Annotated in this window: 18 protein-coding genes; 14 read left to right on the top strand and 4 right to left on the bottom strand. The window is 34.3% G+C overall.

Annotated features, from left to right (window positions below; translation table 11 throughout):
- Positions 1-490 precede the first annotated feature (490 nt).
- The gene (locus ASF10_RS01005; protein WP_056244168.1) at positions 491-3,037 is read left to right on the top strand and encodes a T9SS type A sorting domain-containing protein; all 2,547 of its coding nucleotides are present in this window, start codon (positions 491-493) and stop codon (positions 3,035-3,037) included.
- Positions 3,038-3,556: 519 nt separating this feature from the next.
- Positions 3,557-6,406 (top strand): T9SS type A sorting domain-containing protein, encoded by a 2,850-nt coding sequence (locus tag ASF10_RS01000; protein ID WP_056244165.1) that lies wholly within the window; start codon positions 3,557-3,559, stop codon positions 6,404-6,406.
- Positions 6,407-6,511: 105 nt separating this feature from the next.
- On the opposite strand, the gene ASF10_RS00995 is transcribed toward ASF10_RS01000, so the two are convergent.
- Complete coding sequence (locus ASF10_RS00995) at positions 6,512-8,065, bottom strand: aldehyde dehydrogenase family protein (protein ID WP_056244161.1); 1,554 nt, start codon at positions 8,063-8,065, stop codon at positions 6,512-6,514.
- 181 nt (positions 8,066-8,246) lie between these two features.
- Between ASF10_RS00995 and ASF10_RS00990 the strand changes: the two genes are divergently transcribed.
- Positions 8,247-9,206: an MBL fold metallo-hydrolase gene (locus ASF10_RS00990; RefSeq protein ID WP_056244158.1), complete on the top strand. Its 960-nt coding sequence runs from the start codon at positions 8,247-8,249 to the stop codon at positions 9,204-9,206.
- A gap of 81 nt (positions 9,207-9,287) precedes the next feature.
- On the top strand, positions 9,288-9,566 hold the full coding sequence (locus tag ASF10_RS00985) for a type II toxin-antitoxin system RelE/ParE family toxin (RefSeq protein WP_056244155.1): 279 nt from the start codon (positions 9,288-9,290) through the stop codon (positions 9,564-9,566).
- Between the two features lie 9 nt (positions 9,567-9,575).
- On the opposite strand, the gene ASF10_RS00980 is transcribed toward ASF10_RS00985, so the two are convergent.
- The 3 genes from ASF10_RS00980 to ASF10_RS00970 form a co-directional block, all read right to left on the bottom strand.
- The gene (locus tag ASF10_RS00980) at positions 9,576-9,887 is read right to left on the bottom strand and encodes a hypothetical protein (RefSeq protein WP_056244152.1); all 312 of its coding nucleotides are present in this window, start codon (positions 9,885-9,887) and stop codon (positions 9,576-9,578) included.
- A gap of 271 nt (positions 9,888-10,158) precedes the next feature.
- Entirely contained in the window at positions 10,159-10,698 is a 540-nt protein-coding gene (locus ASF10_RS00975) for a 3-hydroxyanthranilate 3,4-dioxygenase (protein ID WP_056244149.1), read from the bottom strand.
- A 113-nt stretch (positions 10,699-10,811) separates the two neighbouring features.
- Positions 10,812-11,912 (bottom strand): hypothetical protein, encoded by a 1,101-nt coding sequence (locus ASF10_RS00970; protein WP_056244146.1) that lies wholly within the window; start codon positions 11,910-11,912, stop codon positions 10,812-10,814.
- 228 nt (positions 11,913-12,140) lie between these two features.
- On the opposite strand from ASF10_RS00970, the gene ASF10_RS00965 reads away from it, so the two are divergent.
- The 10 genes from ASF10_RS00965 (at position 12,141) to ASF10_RS00920 (ending at position 26,692) form a co-directional block, all read left to right on the top strand.
- Positions 12,141-13,040 (top strand): LD-carboxypeptidase, encoded by a 900-nt coding sequence (locus tag ASF10_RS00965; RefSeq protein WP_056244143.1) that lies wholly within the window; start codon positions 12,141-12,143, stop codon positions 13,038-13,040.
- Positions 13,041-13,217: 177 nt separating this feature from the next.
- On the top strand, positions 13,218-13,577 hold the full coding sequence (locus ASF10_RS00960; protein WP_056244140.1) for a YraN family protein: 360 nt from the start codon (positions 13,218-13,220) through the stop codon (positions 13,575-13,577).
- Between the two features lie 119 nt (positions 13,578-13,696).
- On the top strand, positions 13,697-14,353 hold the full coding sequence (locus ASF10_RS00955; RefSeq protein WP_008466087.1) for a hypothetical protein: 657 nt from the start codon (positions 13,697-13,699) through the stop codon (positions 14,351-14,353).
- A 387-nt stretch (positions 14,354-14,740) separates the two neighbouring features.
- Positions 14,741-15,304, top strand: coding sequence for an RNA polymerase sigma factor (locus ASF10_RS00950; RefSeq protein ID WP_056244136.1), 564 nt, complete (start codon positions 14,741-14,743; stop codon positions 15,302-15,304).
- Positions 15,305-15,746: 442 nt separating this feature from the next.
- Positions 15,747-16,925: a FecR family protein gene (locus ASF10_RS00945; protein WP_056244132.1), complete on the top strand. Its 1,179-nt coding sequence runs from the start codon at positions 15,747-15,749 to the stop codon at positions 16,923-16,925.
- Positions 16,926-17,115: 190 nt separating this feature from the next.
- Complete coding sequence (locus ASF10_RS00940) at positions 17,116-20,328, top strand: TonB-dependent receptor (RefSeq protein WP_241774883.1); 3,213 nt, start codon at positions 17,116-17,118, stop codon at positions 20,326-20,328.
- A gap of 8 nt (positions 20,329-20,336) precedes the next feature.
- The gene (locus ASF10_RS00935; RefSeq protein WP_056244127.1) at positions 20,337-21,845 is read left to right on the top strand and encodes a RagB/SusD family nutrient uptake outer membrane protein; all 1,509 of its coding nucleotides are present in this window, start codon (positions 20,337-20,339) and stop codon (positions 21,843-21,845) included.
- A 13-nt stretch (positions 21,846-21,858) separates the two neighbouring features.
- A complete protein-coding gene (locus ASF10_RS00930) occupies positions 21,859-22,965 on the top strand; it encodes a SusE domain-containing protein (RefSeq protein ID WP_056244124.1) in 1,107 nt (368 codons plus the stop codon).
- 117 nt (positions 22,966-23,082) lie between these two features.
- The gene (locus ASF10_RS00925) at positions 23,083-24,462 is read left to right on the top strand and encodes an alpha-amylase family glycosyl hydrolase (RefSeq protein ID WP_056244120.1); all 1,380 of its coding nucleotides are present in this window, start codon (positions 23,083-23,085) and stop codon (positions 24,460-24,462) included.
- Positions 24,463-24,511: 49 nt separating this feature from the next.
- The gene (locus ASF10_RS00920) at positions 24,512-26,692 is read left to right on the top strand and encodes a glycoside hydrolase family 97 protein (protein WP_082472363.1); all 2,181 of its coding nucleotides are present in this window, start codon (positions 24,512-24,514) and stop codon (positions 26,690-26,692) included.
- The last annotated feature ends 190 nt before the right edge of the window (positions 26,693-26,882 follow it).

The following is a 26,882-nucleotide window of genomic DNA, read 5'->3' as shown; positions in this document are numbered from 1 at the left end:
TTCGATTAACTAAAATTGGCATTTTAAAATCTTATTATTCATAAATAATACTGCCAGTATCTCAGCTCTTAATTCCTTACATTTTAATTATTAGCTTTCTGAAAGAGAAGCAATTTAAAAAATCTACATTCTTAAATCTTCTTAGCCAATACAATAAATAGTTTTTTTCTTACTGTTAAGTGATTTTTTTAAATCTAAATTAGAAAATCACAATAAAAATCATTTTATGATAATAAATAAATAAAATCTTTCAAAAGTCTCATTAAGCCCTACTATCTCGAATATGTAATAAATTACATTTAATGCAATTTATTACAAAATAAATAAAAATATCACCGTTTTTTTACGTCATATATTTTTTATATCAAAATTATTAATAATATGAAAATTATGATTATGTTTGTGTAATCGATTACAATTTATTTGTAAATGACGATCAAAAAGTTAAACCACAAAAAACCACGCTTTATCTAACTTTAAAACCACAAACATGAAAAAAAAACTACTTTATCTAATGCTTTTAATGACTTCTTATCAAATATGGTCACAAGTTGTTATTAATGAATCATCAGGCTGGCTTGAATCAGCTTTTGTAAAATGGACTCCACTTAACGGAACTGATACTTACAATGTCTATTATACAGGAGGCGGACAAACTAACAAGAAAATAGACAACGAATTAATTCGTAGTTACGGAACGTACTTTCGCGCTGACATTCCCGGACTTGCCGCGGGAAGCTATACCATAACCATAAAACCAGTCACTGCAACAGTAGAAGGATCCGGATCAACAACACCAGCATTAACGGTAATCGCACAAGATCGAACAGGATTTGCTTTTGAAGGCGGTCGCGTTCCGGGAGGATACAAAGTCAATGGAACTCCTAAAGATAATGCCGTAATTCTATACATTACGCAAAATACTAAAAACACAATTTCAATGAATATTACCGGAGCCAGTACAAATCCTTGTGTTGGTTTACAAAATATTCTTTACGGAATTAAAAAAGGAAAAGATACACGTCCGTTCATTATACGATTGATTGGAAACATTACGGATATGACAATAATGGAAGGCGGCGATATTACAATCGAAAATGCAAACAATGCCAATAGCTATGTAACCATAGAAGGTATTGGTAACGATGCAGTTGTAAACGGTATGGGAATCCGTCTTAAAAAAGCATCAAATATCGAAGTTAGCAATCTTGGATTCATGAATTGTAACAGTACTGCCGGTGATAATATTGGAATGCAGCAAGATAATGATCATATTTGGGTTCATAATTGCGATTTATTTTATGGAGATGCAGGAAGTGATGCCGATCAAATAAAAGGAGATGGAGCATTAGACAATAAAAATTCAACCTATATTACATTAGCGTATAACCACTTTTGGGACAGCGGAAAAGCAAGTTTACTAGGACTAAGCGAAGGAACAACAGTCGGTTTATACATAACTTATCATCATAACTGGTTTGATCATTCTGATTCACGCCATCCGCGTGTTCGTTATTATTCTGCACATATCTATAACAATTATTATGACGGAAATTCAAAGTATGGAGCAGGATCAACCCTTGGATCTTCTTTATTTGTAGAAGGAAATTATTTTCGCAACAGCAAAAACCCAATGATGATTTCGATGCAGGGAACGGATGCATGGGATGAAGCAGCTCAAAAAAACAATGCAGGAACGGTAGGAACATTTTCAGGTGAACCCGGAGGAAACATTAAAGCTTTCAACAACATATTTGATGCTGATATTGCGACTAACAGTATGCGTTTTGTTGCATATGGAGATACAAATCCTTCATACAACATTTCAGGAAAAACAAATGCTACAATTGACTTTGACGCCTATGTTCCAACAAACCGTGGAGATCAGGTACCAAGCACTGTAAAATCTTTTCTGGGAGCAAATACATATAACAACTTTGACACTGATGCCTCACTTTATGTAAAAAATTTAGTGATAGATGAACCTTCTGTTGCAAAAACTAAAGTGATGCAATATGCAGGCAGAGTTACAGGTGGAGACTTAAAATGGACATTCAACAATGCAGTAGACGACAAATCATCTAACGTAATTGCAGCACTGAAATCAGCACTTTCTAATTATACAAGTACATTAGTTGCGGTACAAAACGAAATTCCAACTATTGAAAGCAGCCAGACTTTAACTACAGATAGTGACATTAATCAGACTGTAGTTGCAGCAACTACAATTGAGCCAATGATTTTTACGTGGGGCGGCGATGCAACAGATGCAACCGTAACAGGTTTACCTGCATCAGGAATAACATTTGTAAAAAACACAACAGATAAAACAATAACAATAACAGGTACTCCAACGGCAAGCATTTCTTTTTCTATTACAACAAACGGTACTGGAGGAACTCCTGCAAAATTATCAGGTACAATAACACTTGATGGAACTACTGCGCCAGCGCCAGGAAATCAGATTCATGATTTTACATTGTCAGGAAAAACAAGCACGTTCTATACCATTACCGGAAACCTTGCTACAAATAAAGGAACTGTTACTTATAATGGCTTGACTTTAACGCAGTGCTTAAAAATGGAAACTGCAACTACTGTTACTTACACCACAACACAACCAAGTACACTAACACTCGTATTTGTTGAAGCTGCGGGAACTGCAAAAATTGATGGAACAAATTATACTGCAACTTCAGGAATTATAACCTTAACTATCCCTGCCGGAAGTCACACAATTGCAAAAAAAGATACAGCAAATTTATTTTATGTGAAAACAGCATATAGCACATTAGGTATAGATCAAAATATAGAATCTGCTAAAGTATCATTATACCCTAATCCAGTAATTAGTGAACTAAATATCTCTTCAGAAAACATTCAGAAGGTTGAGATTTATAACTTATTAGGAACATTATTAAAAACCACAGTAAAAGAAACTCAATCTATAGACTTAAGCGATTTAATCACTGGAAATTATATTGTTAGAATAACAACTGACAAAGGTACATTCAGTAAAAAAATTATAAAAAAATAAATTACAAAATCCATTTCAACAGAAAAGGCTTCCAAATTGGGAGCCTTTTCTGCTTTAAATAAAGTCAAATTCTGACTTAATATCGAACTAAAAAGCTGATATTTTCATTCAAATTCTATTGCAATTTTTCTAAAAAAGGATTAAAATCATAAAAAAAACATTTACTTAAATTAAAAAAAAATAGCTTTTTTCCTATTTTAATAATTAAAGATTGAAACCAATTGAAAATATGATATTTAGCATTTACAGAAGAAAATTTCATGTTTTATTTTCTCATCATTCATAACAAAATTAGCATCTAACGAAGTTTTCCTACATTATGTAATAAATTGCATTTTATGTAATTTATTACATAATCACTATTTAAACACTTAATTTTTTATTGTTAATGTTTTTTATTTATACATTTTTTACATAATTAAGAAAATAAATATATTTTTGTGCAATCGATTACAATTGATCATGTAATTTCGATAATCAAAAAACCACAAAAAACTTTATTAACAAAAAACCACAATTATGAAAAAAAACCTACTTATTCTGACGCTCTTTTTAGTCAGTATTCAAACATGGGCCCAACAAGTTCAAATTAACGAAGCTTCGGGCTGGCTGGAATCTGCTTTTGTAAAATGGCAACCCGTAAGCAATGCTCAAACTTACAATGTGTATTATACCGGTAATGGTTTTGTTGACAAAAAAATCGACGATCAACTTATAAGAAACTATGGCTCGTATTACAGAGCAGATATTCCGGGTCTTAAAGCCGGAACTTATACTGTAAAAGTAAAACCTGTGCTATCAGGAACTGAAGGAACAGGTTCTGTAACAAGCAATTTAAATGTATTAGCACAGGATCGTAATGGTTTTGCTTTTGATGGAGGACGTATTCCCGGCGGTTATAATGCTGATGGAACTCCAAAAGCAGGTGCCGTGATTTTGTACATTACTCAAAATACAAAAAATACAATTTCAATGGATATTACCGGTGCCAGTTCAAATCCTTGTGTTGGTTTGCAAAATATTTTATATGCGATTAAAAAAGGAAAAGACACACGTCCGTTTATTATTCGTTTGATAGGAAATATTACTGACATGACGGTGATGGAAGGCGGAGATGTTGTAATTGAGAATGCTAATAATGCTTCGAGCTACATTACTTTAGAAGGAGTTGGAACAGATGCCGTTGCAAATGGCTGGGGAGTTCGCCTTAAATCAGCATCGAATATTGAAGTTAGTAATATTGGCGTGATGAACTGCAATAGTACAGCGGGCGACAATATTGGCATGCAACAAGATAATGATCACGTTTGGGTACATAACTGCGATTTATTTTATGGAAACGCCGGCAGTGATGCTGACCAAATAAAAGGAGACGGTGCTTTAGACAATAAAACATCGACTTACATTACTTTAGCTTATAATCATTTTTGGGACAGTGGTAAAGCAAGTCTGTTAGGATTAAGTGAAGGCACCACAAGTGGTCTGTACATCACCTATCATCATAACTGGTTCGATCATTCAGATTCTCGTCATCCACGTGTTCGTTATTATTCGGCACACATCTATAATAATTATTTTGACGGAGTTTCAAAATACGGATCAGGTTCTACATTGGGTTCTTCTTTATTTGTAGAAGGAAATTATTATAGAAATAGTAAATATCCAATGCTTACATCATTGCAGGGAAGTGATATTTGGGATGAAACTAATCAAGTAAATAATGCCGGAACAATGGGAACGTTTTCAGGTGAAGCCGGAGGTTCTATTAAAGCATTTAACAATACTTTTGATGCAGATATTGCTACAAACAATATGCGTTTTGTTGCTTACGGAGATACAAACCCTTTATACAACATATCAGGAAAAATAAGCTCTACAACTGACTTTGATGCTTATGTTGCCTCAACTCGAGGTGAGATTGTAAGCAGTAACGTAAAATCTAAATCAGGAGCAAATAACTATAATAACTTTGATACAAACGCTGCTTTCTATGTAAAAAACTTAGTGATAGATCAGCCTGCTGTCGCCAAAACAAAAACAACACAATATGCAGGACGTGTTTCCGGGGGTGATTTAAAATGGACTTTTAATAATAGTGTAGATGATAAATCATCGTTAGTGATTACAGCATTAAAATCTGCACTTACGAATTATACATCAACATTAGTTTCTGTACAAGGTGAAGGAACTCCACCCGCAAACCCGCAGACACTTACTTCTACAACAAATAATAACCAGACCGTAACAAGCGGAACTGCAATTAGCTCTATTGTTTTTACCTGGGGCGGAACTGCAACTGATGCAACAGTAACAGGATTACCTGCATCAGGAATTACATTTGTAAAAAATGCGACAGCAAAAACTATTACGATTTCCGGTACACCAACAGCAACAATCTCCTATTCTATAACAACTACAGGAACCGGAACAGTTGCCACAGGATCAGGAACAATTACGGTTTCGGCAGCAAGTGCGCAAACACTTACTTCTACTTCTAACAACAATCAAACTGTAGCAAGCGGAACAGCAATTGGATCAATCGTTTTTACCTGGGGAGGCAGCGCAACTGACGCAACTGTAACCGGATTACCAGCGTCTGGAATTAGTTTTATAAAAAATACTTCGGCAAAAACGATCACTATTTCAGGTACTCCAACAGCAACCGTCTCCTATTCTATTGTTACAACCGGAACAGGAACAGCAACTACAGGATCAGGAACAATTACAGTAACAACAAATAATCCGGGTACAGATCAGATTCATAATTTTACCACATCAGGAAAAACGAGTTCATTTTACACCATAACAGGTAATATGAATTCGGCTGACGGGTCTGTAACATATGCAGGATTAACATTAACGGCACGTTTAAAAATCGAATCAAGCACATCGATTACTTACACGACCACTAGCGCTTCTACACTTACCTTAATATTCGATTCAAACTTTACAGGTACAATAAAAGTAAATAATGTTTCGTATACGGCATCTTCCGGAATAGTTACTGCTTCGATACCTGCAGGTGCTAACACTATAACAAAAGGATCTGTTGCCAATTTATTTTATATAAGCACAAAATACAATAGCGGTACAGCAAAAATGGCACAAACTACAGAATTGACTGAAACAGAAACGGCAACTGAATCTAAGGTAATTCTATACCCAAATCCGGTAACGAACACTTTATACTTATCGAACGTAAATCAAAAAGTAGAACAGATTTTAGTTTATAATTTATCTGGATTATTGGTTAAAAGCGCTGGAAAAGACACAGAAAGCATTGATCTGAATCAATTAATTCCGGGAACTTATTTAGTAAAAGTAAGTACTAATGAAGGTTCGTTTACACAAACAATTTTAAAGAAATAAATTGATCAAAAACTAAAAGGCTTCCAGATTGGAAGCCTTTTTATTTATAAAAAACCGCTTATTCCGATAAATGAAACAAGCGGTTTTCATTAGATCTATTTAATATTACAAATCAAATTTGATTCCTTGTGCCAAAGGTAAACTCGTTGTATAATTGATTGTATTTGTTTGACGACGCATATAAATTTTCCAGGCATCAGATCCGGATTCACGACCACCTCCGGTTTCTTTTTCACCACCAAAAGCACCACCAATTTCAGCTCCGGAAGTTCCGATATTTACATTAGCAATTCCGCAATCAGAACCTACAACTGATAAAAATCTTTCGGCTTCACGTAAATTGTTCGTCATAATTGCAGATGATAAACCTTGCCCTACTCCGTTCTGGATTTCGATTGCATTATCAACATCTCCAGAATATTTAATTAGGTATAAAACAGGAGCAAATGTTTCGTGCTGTACAATAGCATATGAATTCTGAGCCTCCGCAATTGCTGGTTTTACATAACAGCCACTTTCATAACCTTCGCCGGAAAGCACTCCTCCTTCAACCAAAATTTTCCCTCCTTCGGCAACTACTTTATTCAAAGCTACTGCATACATTTCGACAGCATGTGTGTCGATTAGCGGACCAACATGATTGTTTTCGTCAAGCGGATTTCCTATTCGCAATTGTTTGTAAGCTGCTATTAAAGCGTCTTTAACTTTATCATAAATACTTTCGTGAATGATCAAGCGGCGAGTCGATGTACAACGTTGTCCGGCAGTTCCTACCGCACCAAAAACAGCACCAATCACGGTCATCTTAATATCAGCATCAGGAGTAACAATAATAGCATTATTTCCTCCTAATTCTAGTAATGATTTCCCTAAACGTCCAGCAACAGTTTGAGCTACAATTTTTCCCATTCGGGTTGAACCCGTAGCAGAAATTAAAGGAATACGAGTATCTTTTGTCATCAATTCACCAATTTGATAATCTCCATTAATCAAACATGAAATTCCTTCCGGTAAATTATTTTCTTTAATAACCTGAGCGATGATATTTTGGCAGGCAATTCCGCAAAGAGGTGTTTTTTCAGAAGGTTTCCAAACACATACATCTCCGGAAATCCAGGCTAAAGCAGTATTCCAGGACCAAACAGCAACCGGAAAGTTGAATGCCGAAATAATCCCTACAATTCCTAACGAATGATATTGCTCATACATACGGTGTCCCGGTCTTTCAGAATGCATTGTTAATCCGTGAAGCTGACGAGATAAACCAACTGCAAAATCGCATATATCGATCATTTCCTGAACCTCGCCATACCCTTCCTGCAATGATTTTCCCATTTCGTAAGAAACCAATTTACCAAGTGCATCTTTATTTTCACGTAACTTTTGCCCAAACTGACGCACAATTTCCCCGCGTTGTGGCGCAGGAATTAAACGGAATGTTTTAAAAGCTTCTGTTGCTGAACGCATCACTTTTTCATAATCTTCAAGTGTTGATGTTTTTACCGAAGCAATTAATTTTCCGTCAACCGGTGAAAAACTATCTAAAATTTCTCCTGACGAAAAATTTTCAACACCTGTCGATGTTCCTTCATTTATCAATTTGATGCCCAATTTTTCCAGAGCCTCATTCATTCCAAATTGTGATGCTATTGTTGTCATTGTAACTTTTTTAGTTAAAATTGTTATATTTTTATGTAAAGATATTGTTTCGAGTTGAATTTTAATCGAAGTCAGTTGTTAAAATCAAGTAAACTTAGGATTAATTAAACTCATTTAAAGAAATATTCCTCTATTTATTCGGCATAATTCAGGAACTTTGTAAAAACAAAATTACTTAAATATGTCTGCTTTTAATCGTTTTTTAATCTGCTTCTTTTTAATTTCACTTCACGCATTTTCACAAAAAGAGCAAAAAGCTTCTTTTCAGGTTGTTCCATTAGGAATAAAAGGAGGAATTGACGAAAAAAATCTTTCCGCTTATTTAGTCGCTCCAATACATACAAATGATTTTATTTCTCTTGATGCCGGAACTATAAATGCCGGAATCGAAAAAGCAATCGAAAACAAGGTTTTTAAGGTTTCAACAAGCGAAGTTTTACGAAAATATATTAAAGGATATTTTATTTCGCATGCACATTTAGATCATGTTTCGGGATTGATTATAAATTCTCCTGCTGATTCGTCTAAAACAGTTTATGCAACAGATAAATGTATGGAAATGATGGAAAATCATTATTTTAACGATGAAACCTGGGCGAATTTTGGCGATAAAGGTCTTGGAAAGCCGTTAAAAAAATATCGTTTTCAGACTTTAAATATAGGAGAAGAAACTCCAATTACCAATACAACAATGACGGCAAAAGCATTTCCGTTAAGTCATGTCAATCCGTTTGAAAGTACCGCTTTCCTAATTAGAAATGGAGAATCCTACGTGCTTTATTTAGGAGACACAGGACCGGACACGGTAGAAAAAAGTGATAAGTTAAAATTACTTTGGACTGCAATTGCTCCTCTTATAAAAAACAAACAACTAAAAGGAATTTTTATTGAAGTTTCATTCCCAAATGAACAACCGGATCAATTTTTGTTCGGACATTTGACTCCTAATCATTTAATGAAAGAACTTCATACTTTAGAAGATTTATCCGGCAAAGGAACTTTGAAAGGTTTCAATATTATTGTTACGCATTTGAAACCACCAACTAAAAACATCATCAAACTTAAAGAACAAGTGCAAAAGCAAAATGATTTAGAATTGAAGATTATTTATCCTGAACAAGGGAAAAAGTTTGAATTGTAATAACTATTTTTAAGACAAATTTCTTCAATCTTATTGAAAGCAAAACACATTTTTGTAAGTTTATTTTTATAAATTTACAAAATGAAAATTATTTGGTCAGCTGAAGCAAAATATACTTTTTATAGTAATAGAAATTATTTGCTACATCATTGGAATCAAGAAACAGCGAAAAAATTCCTAGAAAATACAATACACACTATCAATCTACTTATACAAAATCCTTATTTGGGAAAATATAAAATGGATTTAAAATGTAATGTTGTATTGATTTCTAAGCAAATCTCTCTACATTACGAAATACATAATGATTCTATTGTTTTAATTATTTTTTGGGATAATCGTCAGAAACCTAAAAATTAATGTTCATAATTAAAGTATGCCCTTACTTTTCAACTCCAATAACATTTCTTCATGAGTAATAAAATTACCTTCTTCAAAGTCACGTTTTCCTTGTTCAATCCCTTTTATCAACTCTAATCTAAAATTTTCTTCAGGAGAAAGTATTTTCGCAATAGAAAGCATCTCATCCGGAGTAAAAGTCTGGGTTTTTAGTTTTCTATAAAAAGTAGGACTCGGAATACCCGCTTTTTCAATAATATAGCTCTTTTTTAGTGGAGACTTATTCATTAAATCTTCAATGCTATTTACAATATTTTTATATGTGATAATTTCTTGTATCATTTTTGATTTAATTTTATATCATTTATGAGACAAAGATAATCATATTTTTTCTTGATCAAACAATAATTCTTACAAAAAAGATGTCATAGCCCCGATAGAAGTGGAAATCCTTTTGTTTTTTTCTTTAAAAAACAAAAGATTGGAACGGATAGCGGGAAATAGCTCCAAAAAACTAAAATCCTAAAAGCTCTAATTCGAATATTTTATTTTTACTTCTAATATAAATCCTAACAGGTTTTAAAAACCTGTTAGGATACGGTGACTCGATCTATTACTTTTTCGCTACAAATCTGGGATCAGATTCCATTACGGTTCCGCAATTGTCGCAGGTTCTCAATTCTTCTGAATTATAGAAATGCTCAAAATGTGGTAAGAAATCTTTCTCGATATTATGAAGTTCAAAAAACACTTCATAAAGTTTATGATTACAATTGTCGCAATGCCATAGCAATCCGTCTGTATATCCTTTTCCGGCGCGTTTTCGCTCGATTACTAAACCTATAGAACCTTCTGAACGAACGGGAGAATGCGGAATTTTTGCTGGATGAAGATACATATCTCCGGCATGTAATTCCATTTCTTTGCGTTCGCCATCTTCCTGAATAACAACTTTTATACTGCCTTCGAGTTGATAAAAAAGTTCTTCGGTTTCGTTATAATGGTAATCTTTACGGGCGTTAGGTCCAGCAACAATCATGACAATATAGTCGCCGGAATCTACATAAAGATTTTTATTTGCAACAGGTGGTTTTAATAAATGACGGTTTTCTTCGATCCATTTATTTAAGTTGAAGGGTTTTGCTATTGACATTTTTAGTGGTAATAAGTTTTAGCTAAGTTAATAAAAAGTGTTCAGTTTACAGTCACAGTTTACGGTCACAATATCCTGAAAACTGAGAGTGCGACTGAAAACTACAATTAGATCTATTTCATCTCTTTTATCAAATAAATGTAAACAGGAAAATGATCGCTAAAACCAACTTCGGTTAAAGTATGCCGAAGCGGATATCCTTTATATTGTCCCGAAGTTGTAATAAGAAAGGGTGTATTGAATATCCCGGCTTTCCAGAATTTAAAAGTCAGGAAATCAGGTTTTATAAGAGATTCAGTTATGATAATCTGGTCAAAAATATCCCAGGAATCCCTAAAAGCGATCGTTCCCATACCTTTTACAGCCATTTCTTCAAAGGGGTTAAAAACACCAAATTCCGGAACTTCACTTTTTTTTGCTTTTGCCCCGAGCGCCAATTTTACACTGCGATTAAAAGGACCATCGTTTAAATCTCCCATAGTCATTACTTTTGCATTGGGATTTATTTGCTGTAGCGAATCGATAATTCTTCGATTTAAACTTCCTGCCAATTCACGAAACGGACTGCTCTTTTTCTCTCCTCCGGATCTCGATGGCCAGTGATTGACAATAATATGAATCTCCTCACCCTCCAGAAAACCAGTAATCAAAAGCTGATCTCTTGTAAATATCCTATTGTTATTTACTGTTTTTATTTCGACTTCATCATCAGTTTCTACTTTATTCTCCTCTTTTTCAATTGCATTATTTTTATAGATATATAAAGGTATATTCGAATACGATGTTGGTCTGAAATATTTCTTTTGATACAGCAACGCCACATCGATTCCGCGTTTGTCCGGTGAGTCAAAATGTATGATTCCGTAGTCAAGATGCTGCAATTTAGGCTGTTTGATTAAATCTTCAAGAACACCACGGTTTTCAATTTCAGAACCACCTATTAATGTTGGTCCATTAGGATTATCGGCAGTTCCAATTTCGGATAAAACCCTTGCAAGGTTTTTCAGTTTCAGTTCGTATTTTTCTTTGGTCCAATGTTGCGATCCGCTTGGTGTCCATTCATCATCATGAGTTGTTGGATCGTTTATGGTGTCGAAAAGATTTTCGAAATTGTAAAACGCAACGGTATGAATTGTATATTTTTTAGACTGGCACCACGAAATCGAAAGTGAAAGAAATGCAATTAAATAAAAATGTAATCTGATAATCCTCATGAATTTTGATATTTTAAAAAGTTCAATTTAAGTAAATTAATCTATTTGTAAGAATTTTCTAATTATTTTAATTTTTTAAATTTCTATATTTGTTTACCTTTATAATGAACTAGCAAAGAAACTATGAAAATGAGCCCAATCCAGAACTTCAAGAATTACTTTTCTCATTGTACATTCATATTCCTTATTTTTGCTTTGCATTCATTCAATTGTCAATCTCAACAAAACATGATAACACCACCCTATTTACAAAAAGGAGATACTGTTGCCATTTTAGCAACTGCCAGAAAAAATATCGATGATAACTTAAAACCAACTATTGATTTACTAAAAAGCTGGGGTTTAGAAGCTGTTGTAGGAACCTCGATCGGACTTGATTTTAATCAGCTTGCCGGAACTGATGAACAGCGTGCTGCCGATTTTCAGCATCAATTAGACAATCCTAATATTAAGGCAATCTGGTGTGTTCGTGGCGGATATGGAACTGTAAGAATGATTGATTTACTTGATTTTACAAAATTTAAGCAACATCCCAAATGGATTATAGGGTTTAGTGATGTGACAGTTTTACACAATCATTTAAACACAATGGGATATAAATCGATTCATGGCGTAATGCCTGTTACGATTCCGCGTGCCACTCCTGCCGCTATTAGCTCAATGAAATCAAGTTTGTTTGGCGAACCATTATCCTATACAATTGGTCCGGACAAAATGAATCGTTTTGGTAAAGCAACGGGTGAATTAGTGGGCGGAAATTTATCTATTTTATATAGTTTATTAGGATCTCCATCAGCAATTGACTGCAAGGATAAAATTTTATTTATCGAAGATCTTGATGAATATCTTTATCATATTGATCGTATGATGATGAATCTTAGACGCAATGGCTGTATCGAAAACCTGAAAGGAATTATCGTTGGCGGAATGACGAAAATGAAAGACAACGAAGTTCCGTGGGGCAAAAACGCAGTCGAAATAGTAGACGATGTTACTAAAAAATACAATATTCCGGTAATCTTTAACTTTCCGGCAGGACATATTCAGGATAATAGAGCTTTGATAATGGGAAGTACCATTTCTATAGAAGTAAATGAAACCGGAAGTACTGTTTCTTTTCAAAAATAATTACCTGATTCTGTTTTCTTTTAAATAAGAAAAAATACCACAACATAATTTTTCGTAAAGACGCAAAGTCACAAAGCTGTACAATCAGGCTTTGCGACTTTGTGCCTTTGCGTGTATCTACATTTCTAACATATATCTAACTAATACTGAAAAACTGAGACTGAAAACTAAAAAAATATGGCTGAACATAATGAACTCGGAAAAAAAGGTGAAGAACTTGCTGTAGAATATCTCCAAAAAGAAGGTTATAAAATTTTAGAACGAAATTGGACTTTTCAGAAGGCCGAAATAGATATTATCGCCCAAAAAGACTCTGTTTTAGCCATCGTAGAAGTAAAAACAAGATCTAGTTTAGATTTTGGTGCTCCGCAAGATTTTGTTAAACCAAAAAAAATTCAGCTGCTGATAAAAGCAGTAAATGCCTACATAAACTATAGGGATATAGATTTTGATGTAAGATTTGACATCATCGCAATCCATAGAAATGGCGAAACATTTGCAATTGAACATCTTACAGATGCTTTTTACCATTTTTAACATAATTTTTTATTGTTATATTTGTAACAAATTGTTTTTTTATTTATATTTGCGAAGATTTATAACACCTCTATAACTAAACCAGCACAATTAAGTTACAAAAAAAAAGAAAAAAAACTATGAAAACCGTTTCTTCTATCGTCGAAAATTACATCAAAACAAAACCCTTTTTATTAAATGCGTTATCGCTTGGAATTATCAACCTGACGTCGCTTTCCCGGAACATTATGACCGAATTAGAAAGTGAATTTGGTAAAGAAGTGAAACAAGGCGCTGTTGTAATGTCTCTAAAACGACTTACAGAAGAATTGGATTTTAAATTGAATCATAAAATAAATAAGGTAATCAAGAATATTGGCGAAATAACTGTTCGCTCTGAATTAACGGATTACACTTTTGCAGCTTCTGAAACTGTTCTAAACAAACAAGCTGATTTAATTTCTGATATTAATGCTTTATCAGATATATTTTATACTTCATCACGTGGCGTAAACGAAACTAACATCGTGGTTAGCAGCAGTGTAAACCATTTGGTTGAGAAACATTTTATGCGTGAAAAATTAATTCAGAAATTAGATAATCTGGCATCTATTACTGTAAAATTACCAAAAGAAAATATTGTGGTTCCAGGTATCTATTATTTCATTTTTCAACGTTTAGCGTGGGAAGGAATTATTATTAATGAGGTAATTTCTACTTCAAACGAATTTACCATTTTAGTTGGTGAAGATCAGGTTGATGTTGCTTTTAAAGTAATTAAAGACTTGAAAAACTAATCATTTTAGAACAGATAAGAATACTCAAATTCTATCTAATTATATATAATCCCTGTATCATTCTGTAAAGAAAGATACAGGGATTTTCTTATTACCAAATTGTCATTTAATAATAGCTACAATAAGAATATTCTCAATAAAGACACAAGAGAATAATTAATTTATAAAATATCAGGCAAAATTATATAGACTTGATAAAAAGCCATTTACCAATACCTTTACTGGCATTCAGCAGTTATTTTATTAAAAAAAATAGAATTAAGTTTTTTTTAATAAAATTTGTTGCGAATAATATTTTTATATATTTGCTAACCAGTCAGTAAATTAGAGTACCCATTTTGATAGTATCATAATATAATTAGAATTAAATAAAGACTAATTAAATTAATGTTAGAAACAACAGACCATAACGAAAAAATATTGGTGAGTGAACTCAAAAACGGCAACGAAAAAGCATTTCGTAAACTTTTTGATTTATACTATCAGGATATCTATGGTTATAGCATTAGTTTATTAAAATCAAAAGAAGCTGCTGAAGAGAATGTACAGGATGTTTTTATGAAAGTCTGGCAACATCGTGAGAACTTGAATCTTGAACAATCATTCAAAGCTTATATTTTTACTATTGCCAGAAATCAGGCTTTTAATTTTTTGAATAAGGCAGCAAATGACGCCTTGCTTAAAGAAGAAATTTTTTATGAAAGTCAGAAATCGCATGATTATGGCGATTACTCTATTCGGGAAGCCGATTGCAAAAAGCTACGAAAGGAAGCCATGAATAAATTACCGCCTAAACGAAAGCAAATTTTTAAGATGTCCCGAAAAAAAGGCATGAGTTACGAAGAAATAAGCCAGGAACTCGGCATCTCTATCAATACCGTCAGGAACCAAATGAGCAAAGCATTAGAATCGATGCGAGTCTTTTTTCACGTTCATGATGAAATTATCTAAACCAAAAAACCAAATGTTAACCATTAAAATCACTCTTTTCGGGTGATTTTTTTTGTGCTTAAGCGAAAGAGCTTAATATAAATGGGAAATTCTTCTGAATCCAAATTACCACAATCTTTTCATTTCGACGGAGGAGAAATCACACTCGTTATTCCGCTCCTAAAAGCACCAATCTTTGTCGATTTTCTAGTGTGATTTCTCCTCCGTCGAAATGACAAAACAACTTCTTGAGCCTAAAAAACCCCTAGAATTTAAAAAATATTAAAATATATACTTTTAAAGTTTCAATCAAAAAATATCAACAAAATCAGCACTTAACGAGTTTTACCCATGCAATAATCGTACATACAAATGTTAAAATTAAAAAAATTACAACGTTTGAGTAGTACTCAATTTGCTTTCAACTGTATTATATAAAACCCAGCCCTAAAATCAATTCGTAATGAATTCAAATTCTGAAATAAAAAACCTTTTGCAAAAGTTTGTTTTAAACCAATGTACACCCGAAGAAACAAACGAGGTAATTGCCTATTACAAAAAAAATAAACTTACGGATGATTTTCCTTCAGTAGAAGACATTCAAAATCTTTTGAGCGAAATGCCCAAAATGAATCAGCAAACCGCAGATTCTATTTTTGCTTCTATTCTCGCAAACACAAAAGAAGAGGAAACTGTGATAGAAATTACTCCTAAAAAATCAAATTTCAGAAAGTATATTTCAATTGCAGCTTCTGTGGTCGTTCTATTCGGAATTGGATTTGCTTATCAAAAAGGAGCTTTTACTACTAAACCTCAGCCAAAATTTGATTTTAAAAGTACTGACATCGTCTTGCAATTAGAAAATGGAAATACGCAAATCATATCCGAAAACAATAAAGTTGTCGTGAAAGATGCTGACGGAAATGTAGTTGGAAATCAGGATGGAGACAAAATTGTTTACGACAATAATACTGATCTGGAGAAAGTAACTTACAATACAATCAAAATTCCGTATGGCAAAAAATTCAGATTGCAATTGTCTGACGGAACCCTTGTGCATCTTAACTCCGGAACAACACTAAAATATCCTGTAAAATTTATTGCCGGCGAAAACAGACAGGTATTTCTTGATGGTGAAGCTTTTTTTGATGTTGCCAAAGATAAAAAACATCCTTTTATAGTAAATGCCGATGCCTTGAATGTGCGTGTTCTGGGAACTCATTTCAACGTTTCTAATTATCCTGAAGATGCTGCAACAGATGTGGTTTTAGTAGAAGGTTCTGTTGGAATGTATCGTACGAATGAAGAATTTGACGCTGCAAAAAATACCATTTTAAAACCCGGTTACAGAGGAAGTTTTAATAAAGAAAACACACTAATTTCTACCAAACCTGTAATCACTGATATTTATACTTCATGGATTAATGGCGGTTTGACTTTTAGAAATATGACTTTCAAAAATATAATTACAAAACTTGAAAGACGCTATAATGTTACAATTGTAAACAAAAATGAAAAACTAGCCAGCGAAAAATTCAATGCAAGTTTTAGCGATGAATCTATAGAAAAAGTTATGAGCTATTTTAATGACATTCATGGCATAAATTATACCATAAAAAACAATCAAATACTAATTAAATAACCACTAAAAACATGAAGAAAAATGAAAGAATAAAATTCAAGGAATAAAAAAATCGGAAAGAGCTGCGAACAATTTCCGATTTACTAAGTGATTGAATATAACGAATTAACTACAATCAATTAACAAAATTATGAAAAAAAAATCTAAGAATAATGGGTTCCTATACTCATTGTTCCAAAATGACCTAAAATTGAAACTAACTACACTACTTATTTTGGTCGCCATGTTTAATATTAGAGGAAATACTTATGCCCAAAAAACAAAAGTAACTCTTGAATTAAACAATTCAACCATCGAAAAGGTTATTGAGACCATAGAACAAAAAACAGATTTCAGGTTTATTTACAAATTGAATGACATCGACTTAGACCGAACGATTTCTATTTCTGTAAAAGATCAGCCTATTAATATTGTTTTAGACAAACTTTTTAAAGGAACTTTAACTGAATTTAAAGTTAGGGACACTCAAATCATCCTTAAAAAACCGGAACTAAAAACACAAAATATTCAATATCAAAAACAAACCGTAAGTGGAATCATTACTGATGAAAATGGTTTGCCTTTGCCCGGAGCTTCGGTTCTTGAGGAAGGAACTAAAAACGGAATGGTAACGGATTTTGACGGTAAATATAAGCTTACTGTCGAAAGCAGTTCTGCAATAATCATTGTAAGTTTTGTGGGTTATAAAGAGAAAAAAGTTGTTGCCAGCCAGAGCGTTATCAACATTCAGCTTATTCCTGACGCTACAGATTTACAAGAAATTGTAGTTGTGGGTTACGGTTCTACAGCCAGAAAAGATGTTACAGGTGCGGTTTCTTCAATCGCTGCAAAAGATATGAATCAGGGAGCAATTGTAAATCCGTTACAATTAATTTCTGGTAAAGCTGCCGGTGTAAACATTACTCAAATTGGGAGCGAACCGGGTTCAGGACCAAGTGTTCGTATTCGTGGTATTTCTTCTTTAATTGGAGGAAACGATCCGCTTGTTGTCGTTGACGGTATTCAGGGAAATATGGATTTATTGAATCAGGTTCCGCCTAGTGAAATTGAAAGCATTGATGTACTTAAAGATGCTTCGGCAACTGCAGTTTACGGTTCAAGAGGTGCTCCCGGAGTTATCATTGTAACCACTAAAAAAAATAAGGCAGGCAAAACAACTATGGAATATATAGGTTCTACGTCTATTGATTTTATTCCAAAAAAATTAGACATGTTAGATGCTAATCAATGGTGGAAAACTGCACAAAGTGTTGGTGTTCCGGCTTCTGCAAATCACGGTTCAAATACAGACTGGTACGACCTTTTGACTCAAACCGGAATCACACAAACACACACTCTTTCTTTTGGCGGCGGAACAGATAAATTTAATTACAGAGCTTCCCTAACTGCAATTTTGCAAGATGGAGTTGTAATTAACTCAAGCAATCAAAAATATATTGGTCGTATTCAGGCAACACAATTGGCTCTTAATGACCAATTAAAATTAACTTTTAATCTAAATACTGGGGTAAATAATGTAACAAGCAGTATTGGCGAAGTAGGAACGGTTTCTTATAAATCAAACCTTATTACAAATTCGTTATTGGCGAGACCAACGGATCCTGTTTTTAATACTGACGGAAAATATTATACGGATCCAACGGTATTTCAATATTTAAATCCTTATGCAGTGGCTCAAACCGCTACAAATGAAACTCAAAATGATAATTTATTCGGAAGTTTAAAAGCCGAATTGGATTTGGGTAAAGGTTTCTCTGCCGGCTGGTTTGGAAGCTGGAGAAAAACCAATAAAACTATTGGATATTTTATGCCCGCAGAATCAACAGATGCTCTGGCAATTGATCAAAAAGGATATGCAAATATTAAAAACGAAAGACAAAACGAAAAACTAACCAATATAAGTCTTATTTATAAAAAGACTTTTGGTATTCATAGCTTTAATGCATTGGCTTTATACGAATGGCAAAGTCAGGCTTATCAGGGCAATTATGCGCAGGCAAGAGGCTTTATAAATGATAAAACTACGTATAACGCACTTCAGTTTGGTGATTTTTCTAAAGTTCAGTCTGGCGATATTTCTTCATATAAAAATGACAGGACTTTAGTATCGTATTTAGGTCGCTTAAATTACTCTTTATTAGATCGTTATTTAGTAACGGCAAGTATCAGACGTGATGGTTCATCTGTATTTGGTGCAAACAATAAATGGGGAAATTTCCCATCAGCTTCTGTTGCATGGCAAATTAACAAAGAATCGTTTATGGCGACACAGACTTTGTTTAATGAGTTAAAACTACGTGTTGGATACGGTGAAACAGGTAACCAACAAGGCCTTTATCCACAAACTTCGTTATCATTAGTGGGGAGCGCAGGAACTACTTATTTTGGAGGAATGCCTATTACCAATTTCAACATTACTCAAAATGCAAATGCTGATTTGAAATGGGAAACAAAAAAACAAACTAATATTGGGCTTGATTTTGCTCTTTTAAACAATAGATTAAGAGGTAGTGTAGACGTTTATGATTCTACAACAGATAATTTATTATTCGATTATACGGTACCTCAACCTCCATATCCTTATAACCAAATAAAAGCAAACGTAGGAAGTATTTCAAACAAAGGTTTGGAGATTGCTCTTGCATATGATGTTATTAAAACCGAAAACAGTACACTGACATTAGCCGGAAATGTTTCTTTCATGAAAAATGAAGTACTTAATTTAAGCGGAAGCATTAACGGTATTCCTTTAAATACAGATTATGTAGGCTGGGGAGCGGCAAATTCTTATTTGGTACAAGGAAAACCAGTTGGCGCATTTTATATCTTAGAACATACGGGTAAAAATGACAACAATGTCGAAACAGTAAAAGATCGTGACGGAAATGGTATTATAGATCAGGGCGTTAAAAGTCCGGATCGTTACTATGCAGGTTCTGCTTTGCCAACGTATACTTTTGCTTTTAATCCATCTTACCGATACAAAAACTTTGATACATCTGTATTAGTCAGAGGTTCAGGCGGAAATAAAATCTACAATGGATTACGTTCTAATTTAAGCAGATTAGAAAATGTAGGTAAATCGAATGTATTAGAAAGTGCTCTTGACGAAGGAATTTATACTTCTCCTTACGGTTCTGACTTATGGCTAGAAGATGGTTCATTTGTTCGTTTAGAAAATGTTACTGCAGGATATACTTTCCGTTTTACGGATAAATATGTAGACTCTATCCGACTTTCACTTACAGGAAACAACTTATTATTAATTACAGATTATACAGGTCTTGACCCGGAATTGAACATAAGCGGAAGTGGCGACCCTAATGATAATTTTGGAGGTGATAAAGGAATTTATCCTCGTACCAGAAGTGTTGCATTTGGTCTGACTGTAAAATTTAAATAGTAAAAGAAATGAAAATTAAAAATATACTACTAGCAGGAAGCGTTTGTTTCCTAACACTTTTTAGCTGCTCAGATATCAGCGAAAATGTGTACGATAAATATCCGGCTGATGATTTTTACGGAACTCCTGAAGGAGCAGATATTGCTCTTGCAAGCGTTTATGCAGAAATTCCGGGTGATTTTCAGCGTAAAAATATTCCAGGCGTTGGTTATGCAGGAGCAGATAATGGCTGGTATGACATGAACTGTATGTCGTCAGACGAACAAGTGATTCCGCATAGAAATACCGGAGACTGGCAACAGGATTTTGCACGTTTGCACAAACACGAATGGTTACCAACAGATTTTATCATTAATAATACCTGGAACTGGTTATACAAATCTGTTTTTAATGCAAATTTAGCGGTTGATTTATTAGAAAAATCAAATGCCGAAGCTTCAAAAATTGCCGAAGCCAAAGTATTACGTGCTTTCTTTTATTATTTATTGATTGATGATTATGGAGATGTTCCGTTTTTTACTGATAATAATATTACAGTAGATAAAATTCCGCAATCAAGCCGTAAAGAAATTTACACTTTTATTGTAAAAGAATTAACCGAAAACGTAGAACAGCTTTCTGGTACAAAAGGAGGAAATTATTACGGAAGATTCAATAAATGGGCAGGTTATACGCTATTGGCAAAAGTGTATTTAAATGCTCAGGTTTATACCGGAGAAACAAAATGGAGCGAATGTTTAGCAGCTTGTAACAAAGTTAGCGAAGGCGGTTTTACACTACATTCCGGAGCAGCAAATGCCTCAAGTCCGTTAGGCAATAAATATTATGAATTATTTGGAGACGTACTTCCTGAAGACGAAACCATTTTACCTATTTATGCAACCCTTGATGTTGTATCGCGCAATATTTATGCTGTTCGTAGTGTATATGGTCCGCATGGTACAGCTTTATTTGGAATGGCTGGCTGGAACGGAACTATCGTTCCTAAAGATTTCTTCCTGAAATATGCCTTAACAGATATTCGAAGACAACAATTTTTAGTAGGCGAACAAGCAGGCGGATATAATTACACACTTGATGTTGCTTCATTAGACAATCCGGGAGCTGATCCTCAGGCGGGAGTTCGTAATATTAAATTTTATCCGGCAGGAGCAAAAAGCGGCGGAGGAGCATCAAATGACTTTCCTATTTTTAGATATGCCGATGTAATTTTAATGATAGCAGAATGTAATGTTCGTTTAGGAAATCCAGGCGCTGCAAAACCATTTATAGATCAAATCAGAGTGCGTGCAGGATTAAATGCACTCGATGCAAACCCAACTCTTGATGATGTTTATAACGAAAGAGGATTCGAATTAAACTGGGAAGGTCACAGAAGACAGGATATGATTCGTTTTGACAAATTTTTATTGGCAAACGAATTCAGACCGGCGTCTCCTGCTTACCGAAAATTGTTCCCTATTCCAACATCAGCTTTAGATGCTAATCGTGGACTTAAACAAAACCCGGGTTACTAAAAACAAAACGATCATGAAAAACTATATAAATAAATTATTACTATTAGGAAGTGTGCTTTTTTTAAGCGCTTCCTGCGAAAGTGAAGGTCAGTTAACGACACTAAAAACAGTAAGTTTTCCTGCTGCAATTCAGGCTTCTGCAAGTACATTAGTCCTTACAGAAGAAAGTGCAGAGGATAATGCTTTACTTATTTCCTGGCCAGAAGTAGCATTTCCTATCGAAGCACCAGTTACTTATGCCATACAATTTGATTTAATCAATGATACAAGCGGCGCAAATGCATGGCAAAAAGCCAAACGAATAGAAGTTGGTCAGGATGTTTTAAGCAAAGCATTCATAGGTATCGATTTAAACAAAATCGCCACAGACTTAGGTCTTTCTCCAGATGTTGCAGGTAAATTAGTGGTTCGTGTAGAAGCGGCTATGGATCGAAAAATTTATTCGGATCCAATCACTTTAACTGTTACACCTTATGAAAAAAGTGTCGTTTTTGGCGAAATCTATATGCCGGGCTCTTATCAGGGAGAATGGAATGTAGACAAAGCTTTAGCATTGACTGCGATTTCAAAAGGTATTTATCAAGGATATGTTACCCTTTTACCGGGTTACGGAACGATCTTTAAATTTAATACCGCCAGAAACTGGGATCAATTTTATGGTGCAGGGGATACAAATGCTGATTTAAAAAATATGAGTGATGCCAATTTCAATTTACCTGGTGTAGGTTCTTATCAAATCAAGGTAAATTTGAATACCTTAAAATGGAGTTCTACTCCTTATGCCTGGGGAATTGTAGGATCATCAACTCATGCACCAACACCGGAAGACAAAGATTACGGATGGAACCACTCTATCCCAATGTCATACGATCATGAAACTAAAACCTGGAAAGTTACTGCTAACTTATTGGCCGGAGCTTTAAAATTTAGATTAAATGATAAGTGGGATGTAAACTACGGTCCTGCAGATCCTACAACAAATACCATTAATAAAGATAATGGAGGCGCTTATGACATTCCTGAAGCAGGAACTTATGAAATTACTTTTACCATAAACGACGTAGATCCCGCAGCAGCAGGTTATCCTGCAACGGCAACTTGCACGATCGTTAAAAAATAATCTAACATTGTAATAAAGCTAGATTAGTTTGAGTGATACCTGCCTTTTTTGAGCGAAAGGCAGGATATCTTTCAGCTAAATTAATTCTGGGTTTATTAAAACCAAATTCAAAAAAACATGAAATCAAATATAAAAATCGTCTATACTTTAATACTTGCATTAGCATTTATTTCGTGCAGTTCATCAGATAGCGATTCAACTCCGGCTTCTCCCTATCAACAATACGGAGCATCATTCGAAAAAATGCCTAAAAAAGAAGATGCCGTAATTTATCAGGTCAATATTCGTGCTTTTAGTTCGGCAGGAAACTTAAAAGGCGTTCAGGAAAGACTGACTCAAATTCAGGAATTGGGTGCAAATGTTATTTATCTAATGCCTATTTATCCTGTTGGTAAACTAAAAGCTTCGGGAGAATTAGGTTCACCTTACGCCGTACAAGATTACAAAGCTGTAAATCCTGATTTTGGAACCTTGCAAGATCTTCAGACTTTGGTTGAAGAAGCACACAAAAAAAATATGGCAGTAGTTCTGGACTGGGTTGCCAATCACACCGCTTGGGACAATGCCTGGATTACACAACATAAAAATTGGTATCAGCAAGATGATAAAGGCAATATCATTATTCCTCCGGGAACAAATTACAATGATGTAGCACAATTAGATTTTAATAATACCGAGATGAAAGATGCTATGATCGATGCCATGTCGTATTGGGTTTACAACGCAAACATTGACGGTTTTAGATGTGATTATGCTGATTTTGTACCGCAAACTTTCTGGTGTGATGCTATTACTAAATTAAGAAGCATCAAAAAAAATCAGAAAATATTAATGTTAGCCGAAGGTTCTAAAGTAAACCACTTTGCTGCTGGTTTTGATTATACTTTTGGATTCAATTTCTTCAGCACATTAGAAAAAGTATTCAAAGAAGCTAAACCTGCAACTACAATTCAGGATTCTAATGCTACAGAATATGCCAACAATTATAATGAAGAAAACAGAGTAGTAAGATACACCAGCAATCACGATGTAAACCTTTCAGAAGGAACTCCGCTCGAACTTTTTGGAGGTAAACAAGGATCTATCGCTACTTTTGTTGTTGCTGCGTATTTAAAATCTGTTCCAATGATTTACAACGGACAAGAAGTTGGCTATGACAAAAGATTAAATTATTTTGCCAGAACGCCAATTAACTGGTCTACTGCAGATGCATCAATGTTAGCTGAATACAAAAAAATTATCGCTTTTAGAAACTCAAGTACAGCTATAAAAACAGGAATTTATACCGGATATAGCAGCGATGCAGTAAGTGCATTTACTATGGTAAAAGATACTGAAAAAGTTCTTGTACTTTCTAATTTAACTAATAGTTCTGTAAAATATCTTGTTTCGCCAGCTTTAAAAACAACATGGAAAGATGCTTTTTCAGGAAATTCTGTAACTGTTGGCAACGAAATTACATTACTTCCATTTCAATATTTAGTATTGAAGAATTAATTCCCACGCAACTTTAAAATTAAATTAGATTTGCAAAAAACTAAATAACATGAATTTTCAATCCCAAAAAATGCCGCTTCAAATTCGTTTAAGCAAAAAAATCGCACTATTACTTTTTATTTGTGCCAATTCATTATGGATTCAGGCACAGGAAATAACTTCGCCAAACAAAAATCTTTCTTTAAAATTTGAATTAAAAGAAGGCGGAATTCCGTCTTACCAATTGTCATATAAACAAAAATCAGTTATAAAACCAAGTTCTTTGGGTTTAGAACTTCAAAATTTGCCTTCGTTTTTGGATGGTTTTACCGTTACAAATACAGCACAATCTTCTGTTGATGAAAATTGGAATCCGGTTTTAGGCGAAGAAAAAACAATTCGCAACAATTACAATGAATTGGTTGTCACTTTAGCGCAAGCAAAAAACAACAACAGATATATTAGAATTCGTTTCCGTTTATTCAACGACGGGTTAGGTTTTAGATATGAATTTCCGAAACAAAATGATTTGAGTTATTTTGTTATTAAGGAAGAACGTTCTGAATTTAATCTGGCTGGAAATCATAAAATTTTCTGGATTCCGGGAGATTATGATACCAATGAATATGCGTATACAACTTCGAAAATTTCTGACGTTCCTTCGTTAATGAAAAAAGCTACGATTGAAATCAATTCGCAATGGCCTATCAAAGAATTGTCTGTGCAAACGCCATCGATGATGAAATCTGATGATGGTTTATACATCAACATTCACGAAGCGGGATTAATCAATTATCCGGCAATGTATCTTGAAGTTGATGCTGTAAATTACAAAATGCGCAGTCATTTAGCACCAGATGCTGTTGGAGCAAAAGGATATATTCAAACTGATGCACAATCGCCTTGGAGAACTATTGTTGTAAGCGATAAAGCAACAGAGATTTTGGCTTCAAAATTAATTTTGAACCTCAACGAACCAACAAGTTATAAAGATGTTTCATGGATTAAACCGGTAAAATATATCGGAATTTGGTGGGAATATTTCGTAGCCGGAAAAAGTACCTGGGCTTTCGGAAAAGAAAATAATGTAAAATTAACTGATGATTTTACCAAACTTACGCCAAACGGAAAACACGGAGCCACAACAGAACGTGCAAAAGAATATATTGATTTTGCTTCTAAAAATGGTTTCGATGCAATCCTGATCGAAGGATGGAATATTGGCTGGGAAGACTGGATTGGAAACTGGAAAGAAGAAGTTTTTGATTACGTAACCGCTTATCCGGATTTTGATGTAAAAGCAGTTCATGCATATGCGGCTTCAAAAGGAGTCAAAATTATTATGCACCACGAAACTTCAGGATCTGCAACCAATTACGAGCGTCGTTTAGATCGTGCGTTTCAGTTTATGAATGACAACGGTTATGATGCTGTAAAAACAGGTTATGTTGGTAAAATTATTCCGCGTGGCGAACACCATGACGGACAATGGATGGTGAATCATTACATTAATGTAGCCAAACGTGCCGCCGATTATAAAATAATGATTGACAGTCACGAAGCAGTTCGACCAACAGGTTTGCACCGAACTTTCCCAAACTGGGTTGCACAAGAATCTGCCAGAGGAACTGAGTTTGAATCTATGGGAGGATTAGCGCCGGATCATACTACGATTTTGCCATTTACCCGTTTAATGGGAGGTCCAATGGATTATACTCCGGGGATTTTCCAGACTGATCTTTCGTACTACGGAACCGGAAGCTCTCAGCGCGTTAATACAACTTTAGTAAAACAATTGGCATACTACGTTACAATGTACAGTCCGTTGCAAATGGCAGCTGATATTCCTGGAAACTACGAGCGTTTTCCAGATGCATTTCAGTTCATCAAAGATGTTGCAGTAGATTGGGATAACAGTTATATTCTTGAAGCTGAACCGGGAGATTACATCACAATTGCCCGTAAAGCAAAAGGAAAAGACAATTGGTTTATTGGCGGAATCACAGACGAGAATGCAAGAACTGCCAACATTACTTTTGATTATTTACCAGCCGGAAAAAAATTCATAGCCACTATTTATGCTGATGCCAAAGAAGCGAATTGGAATGAAAATCCACAAAAATATACGGTGACCAAAGTTGTTGTAACCTCAAAAACAATTTTAAAACAGTATTTAGCTCCAGGTGGCGGTGTTGCCATCAGCATCAAAGAAGGAAATGCTACAGAATTAAAGGGATTGAAAAAGTTATAGATTACTAAGTTTTTTTGCCACGAATTTTCACGAATTCCACGAATTGAGGCTGCAGATTAAAATTTGTGCCAATTCGTGAAATTCGTGGCAGAAACTTATGCTCATTTTTGAGCAAAAATTAAAAATTTTACTACAAAACTATTAACCACAAAATGTTTGTCGAATTTAAAAACAATGCGAGTGAAAATGA

Origin of the sequence: Flavobacterium sp. Leaf82 (assembly GCF_001422725.1) — a bacterium.
In the GTDB taxonomy this organism is placed as follows: domain Bacteria; phylum Bacteroidota; class Bacteroidia; order Flavobacteriales; family Flavobacteriaceae; genus Flavobacterium.
Note: the sequence above shows the minus strand (reverse complement) of the source record. Positions and strands in the feature narration are given on the sequence as shown.

Coding starts and splice junctions, on each gene's coding strand:
- ASF10_RS00990 (WP_056244158.1), top strand. CDS start 8,247: ATGTCTGCTTTTAATCGTTTTTTAATCTGCTTCTTTTTAATTTCACTT.
- ASF10_RS00985 (WP_056244155.1), top strand. CDS start 9,288: ATGAAAATTATTTGGTCAGCTGAAGCAAAATATACTTTTTATAGTAAT.
- ASF10_RS00930 (WP_056244124.1), top strand. CDS start 21,859: ATGAAAAACTATATAAATAAATTATTACTATTAGGAAGTGTGCTTTTT.
- ASF10_RS00960 (WP_056244140.1), top strand. CDS start 13,218: ATGGCTGAACATAATGAACTCGGAAAAAAAGGTGAAGAACTTGCTGTA.
- ASF10_RS00980 (WP_056244152.1), bottom strand. CDS start 9,887: ATGATACAAGAAATTATCACATATAAAAATATTGTAAATAGCATTGAA.
- ASF10_RS00935 (WP_056244127.1), top strand. CDS start 20,337: ATGAAAATTAAAAATATACTACTAGCAGGAAGCGTTTGTTTCCTAACA.
- ASF10_RS00965 (WP_056244143.1), top strand. CDS start 12,141: ATGATAACACCACCCTATTTACAAAAAGGAGATACTGTTGCCATTTTA.
- ASF10_RS00945 (WP_056244132.1), top strand. CDS start 15,747: ATGAATTCAAATTCTGAAATAAAAAACCTTTTGCAAAAGTTTGTTTTA.
- ASF10_RS00995 (WP_056244161.1), bottom strand. CDS start 8,065: ATGACAACAATAGCATCACAATTTGGAATGAATGAGGCTCTGGAAAAA.
- ASF10_RS01005 (WP_056244168.1), top strand. CDS start 491: ATGAAAAAAAAACTACTTTATCTAATGCTTTTAATGACTTCTTATCAA.
- ASF10_RS01000 (WP_056244165.1), top strand. CDS start 3,557: ATGAAAAAAAACCTACTTATTCTGACGCTCTTTTTAGTCAGTATTCAA.
- ASF10_RS00975 (WP_056244149.1), bottom strand. CDS start 10,698: ATGTCAATAGCAAAACCCTTCAACTTAAATAAATGGATCGAAGAAAAC.
- ASF10_RS00970 (WP_056244146.1), bottom strand. CDS start 11,912: ATGAGGATTATCAGATTACATTTTTATTTAATTGCATTTCTTTCACTT.
- ASF10_RS00955 (WP_008466087.1), top strand. CDS start 13,697: ATGAAAACCGTTTCTTCTATCGTCGAAAATTACATCAAAACAAAACCC.
- ASF10_RS00920 (WP_082472363.1), top strand. CDS start 24,512: ATGAATTTTCAATCCCAAAAAATGCCGCTTCAAATTCGTTTAAGCAAA.
- ASF10_RS00925 (WP_056244120.1), top strand. CDS start 23,083: ATGAAATCAAATATAAAAATCGTCTATACTTTAATACTTGCATTAGCA.
- ASF10_RS00950 (WP_056244136.1), top strand. CDS start 14,741: ATGTTAGAAACAACAGACCATAACGAAAAAATATTGGTGAGTGAACTC.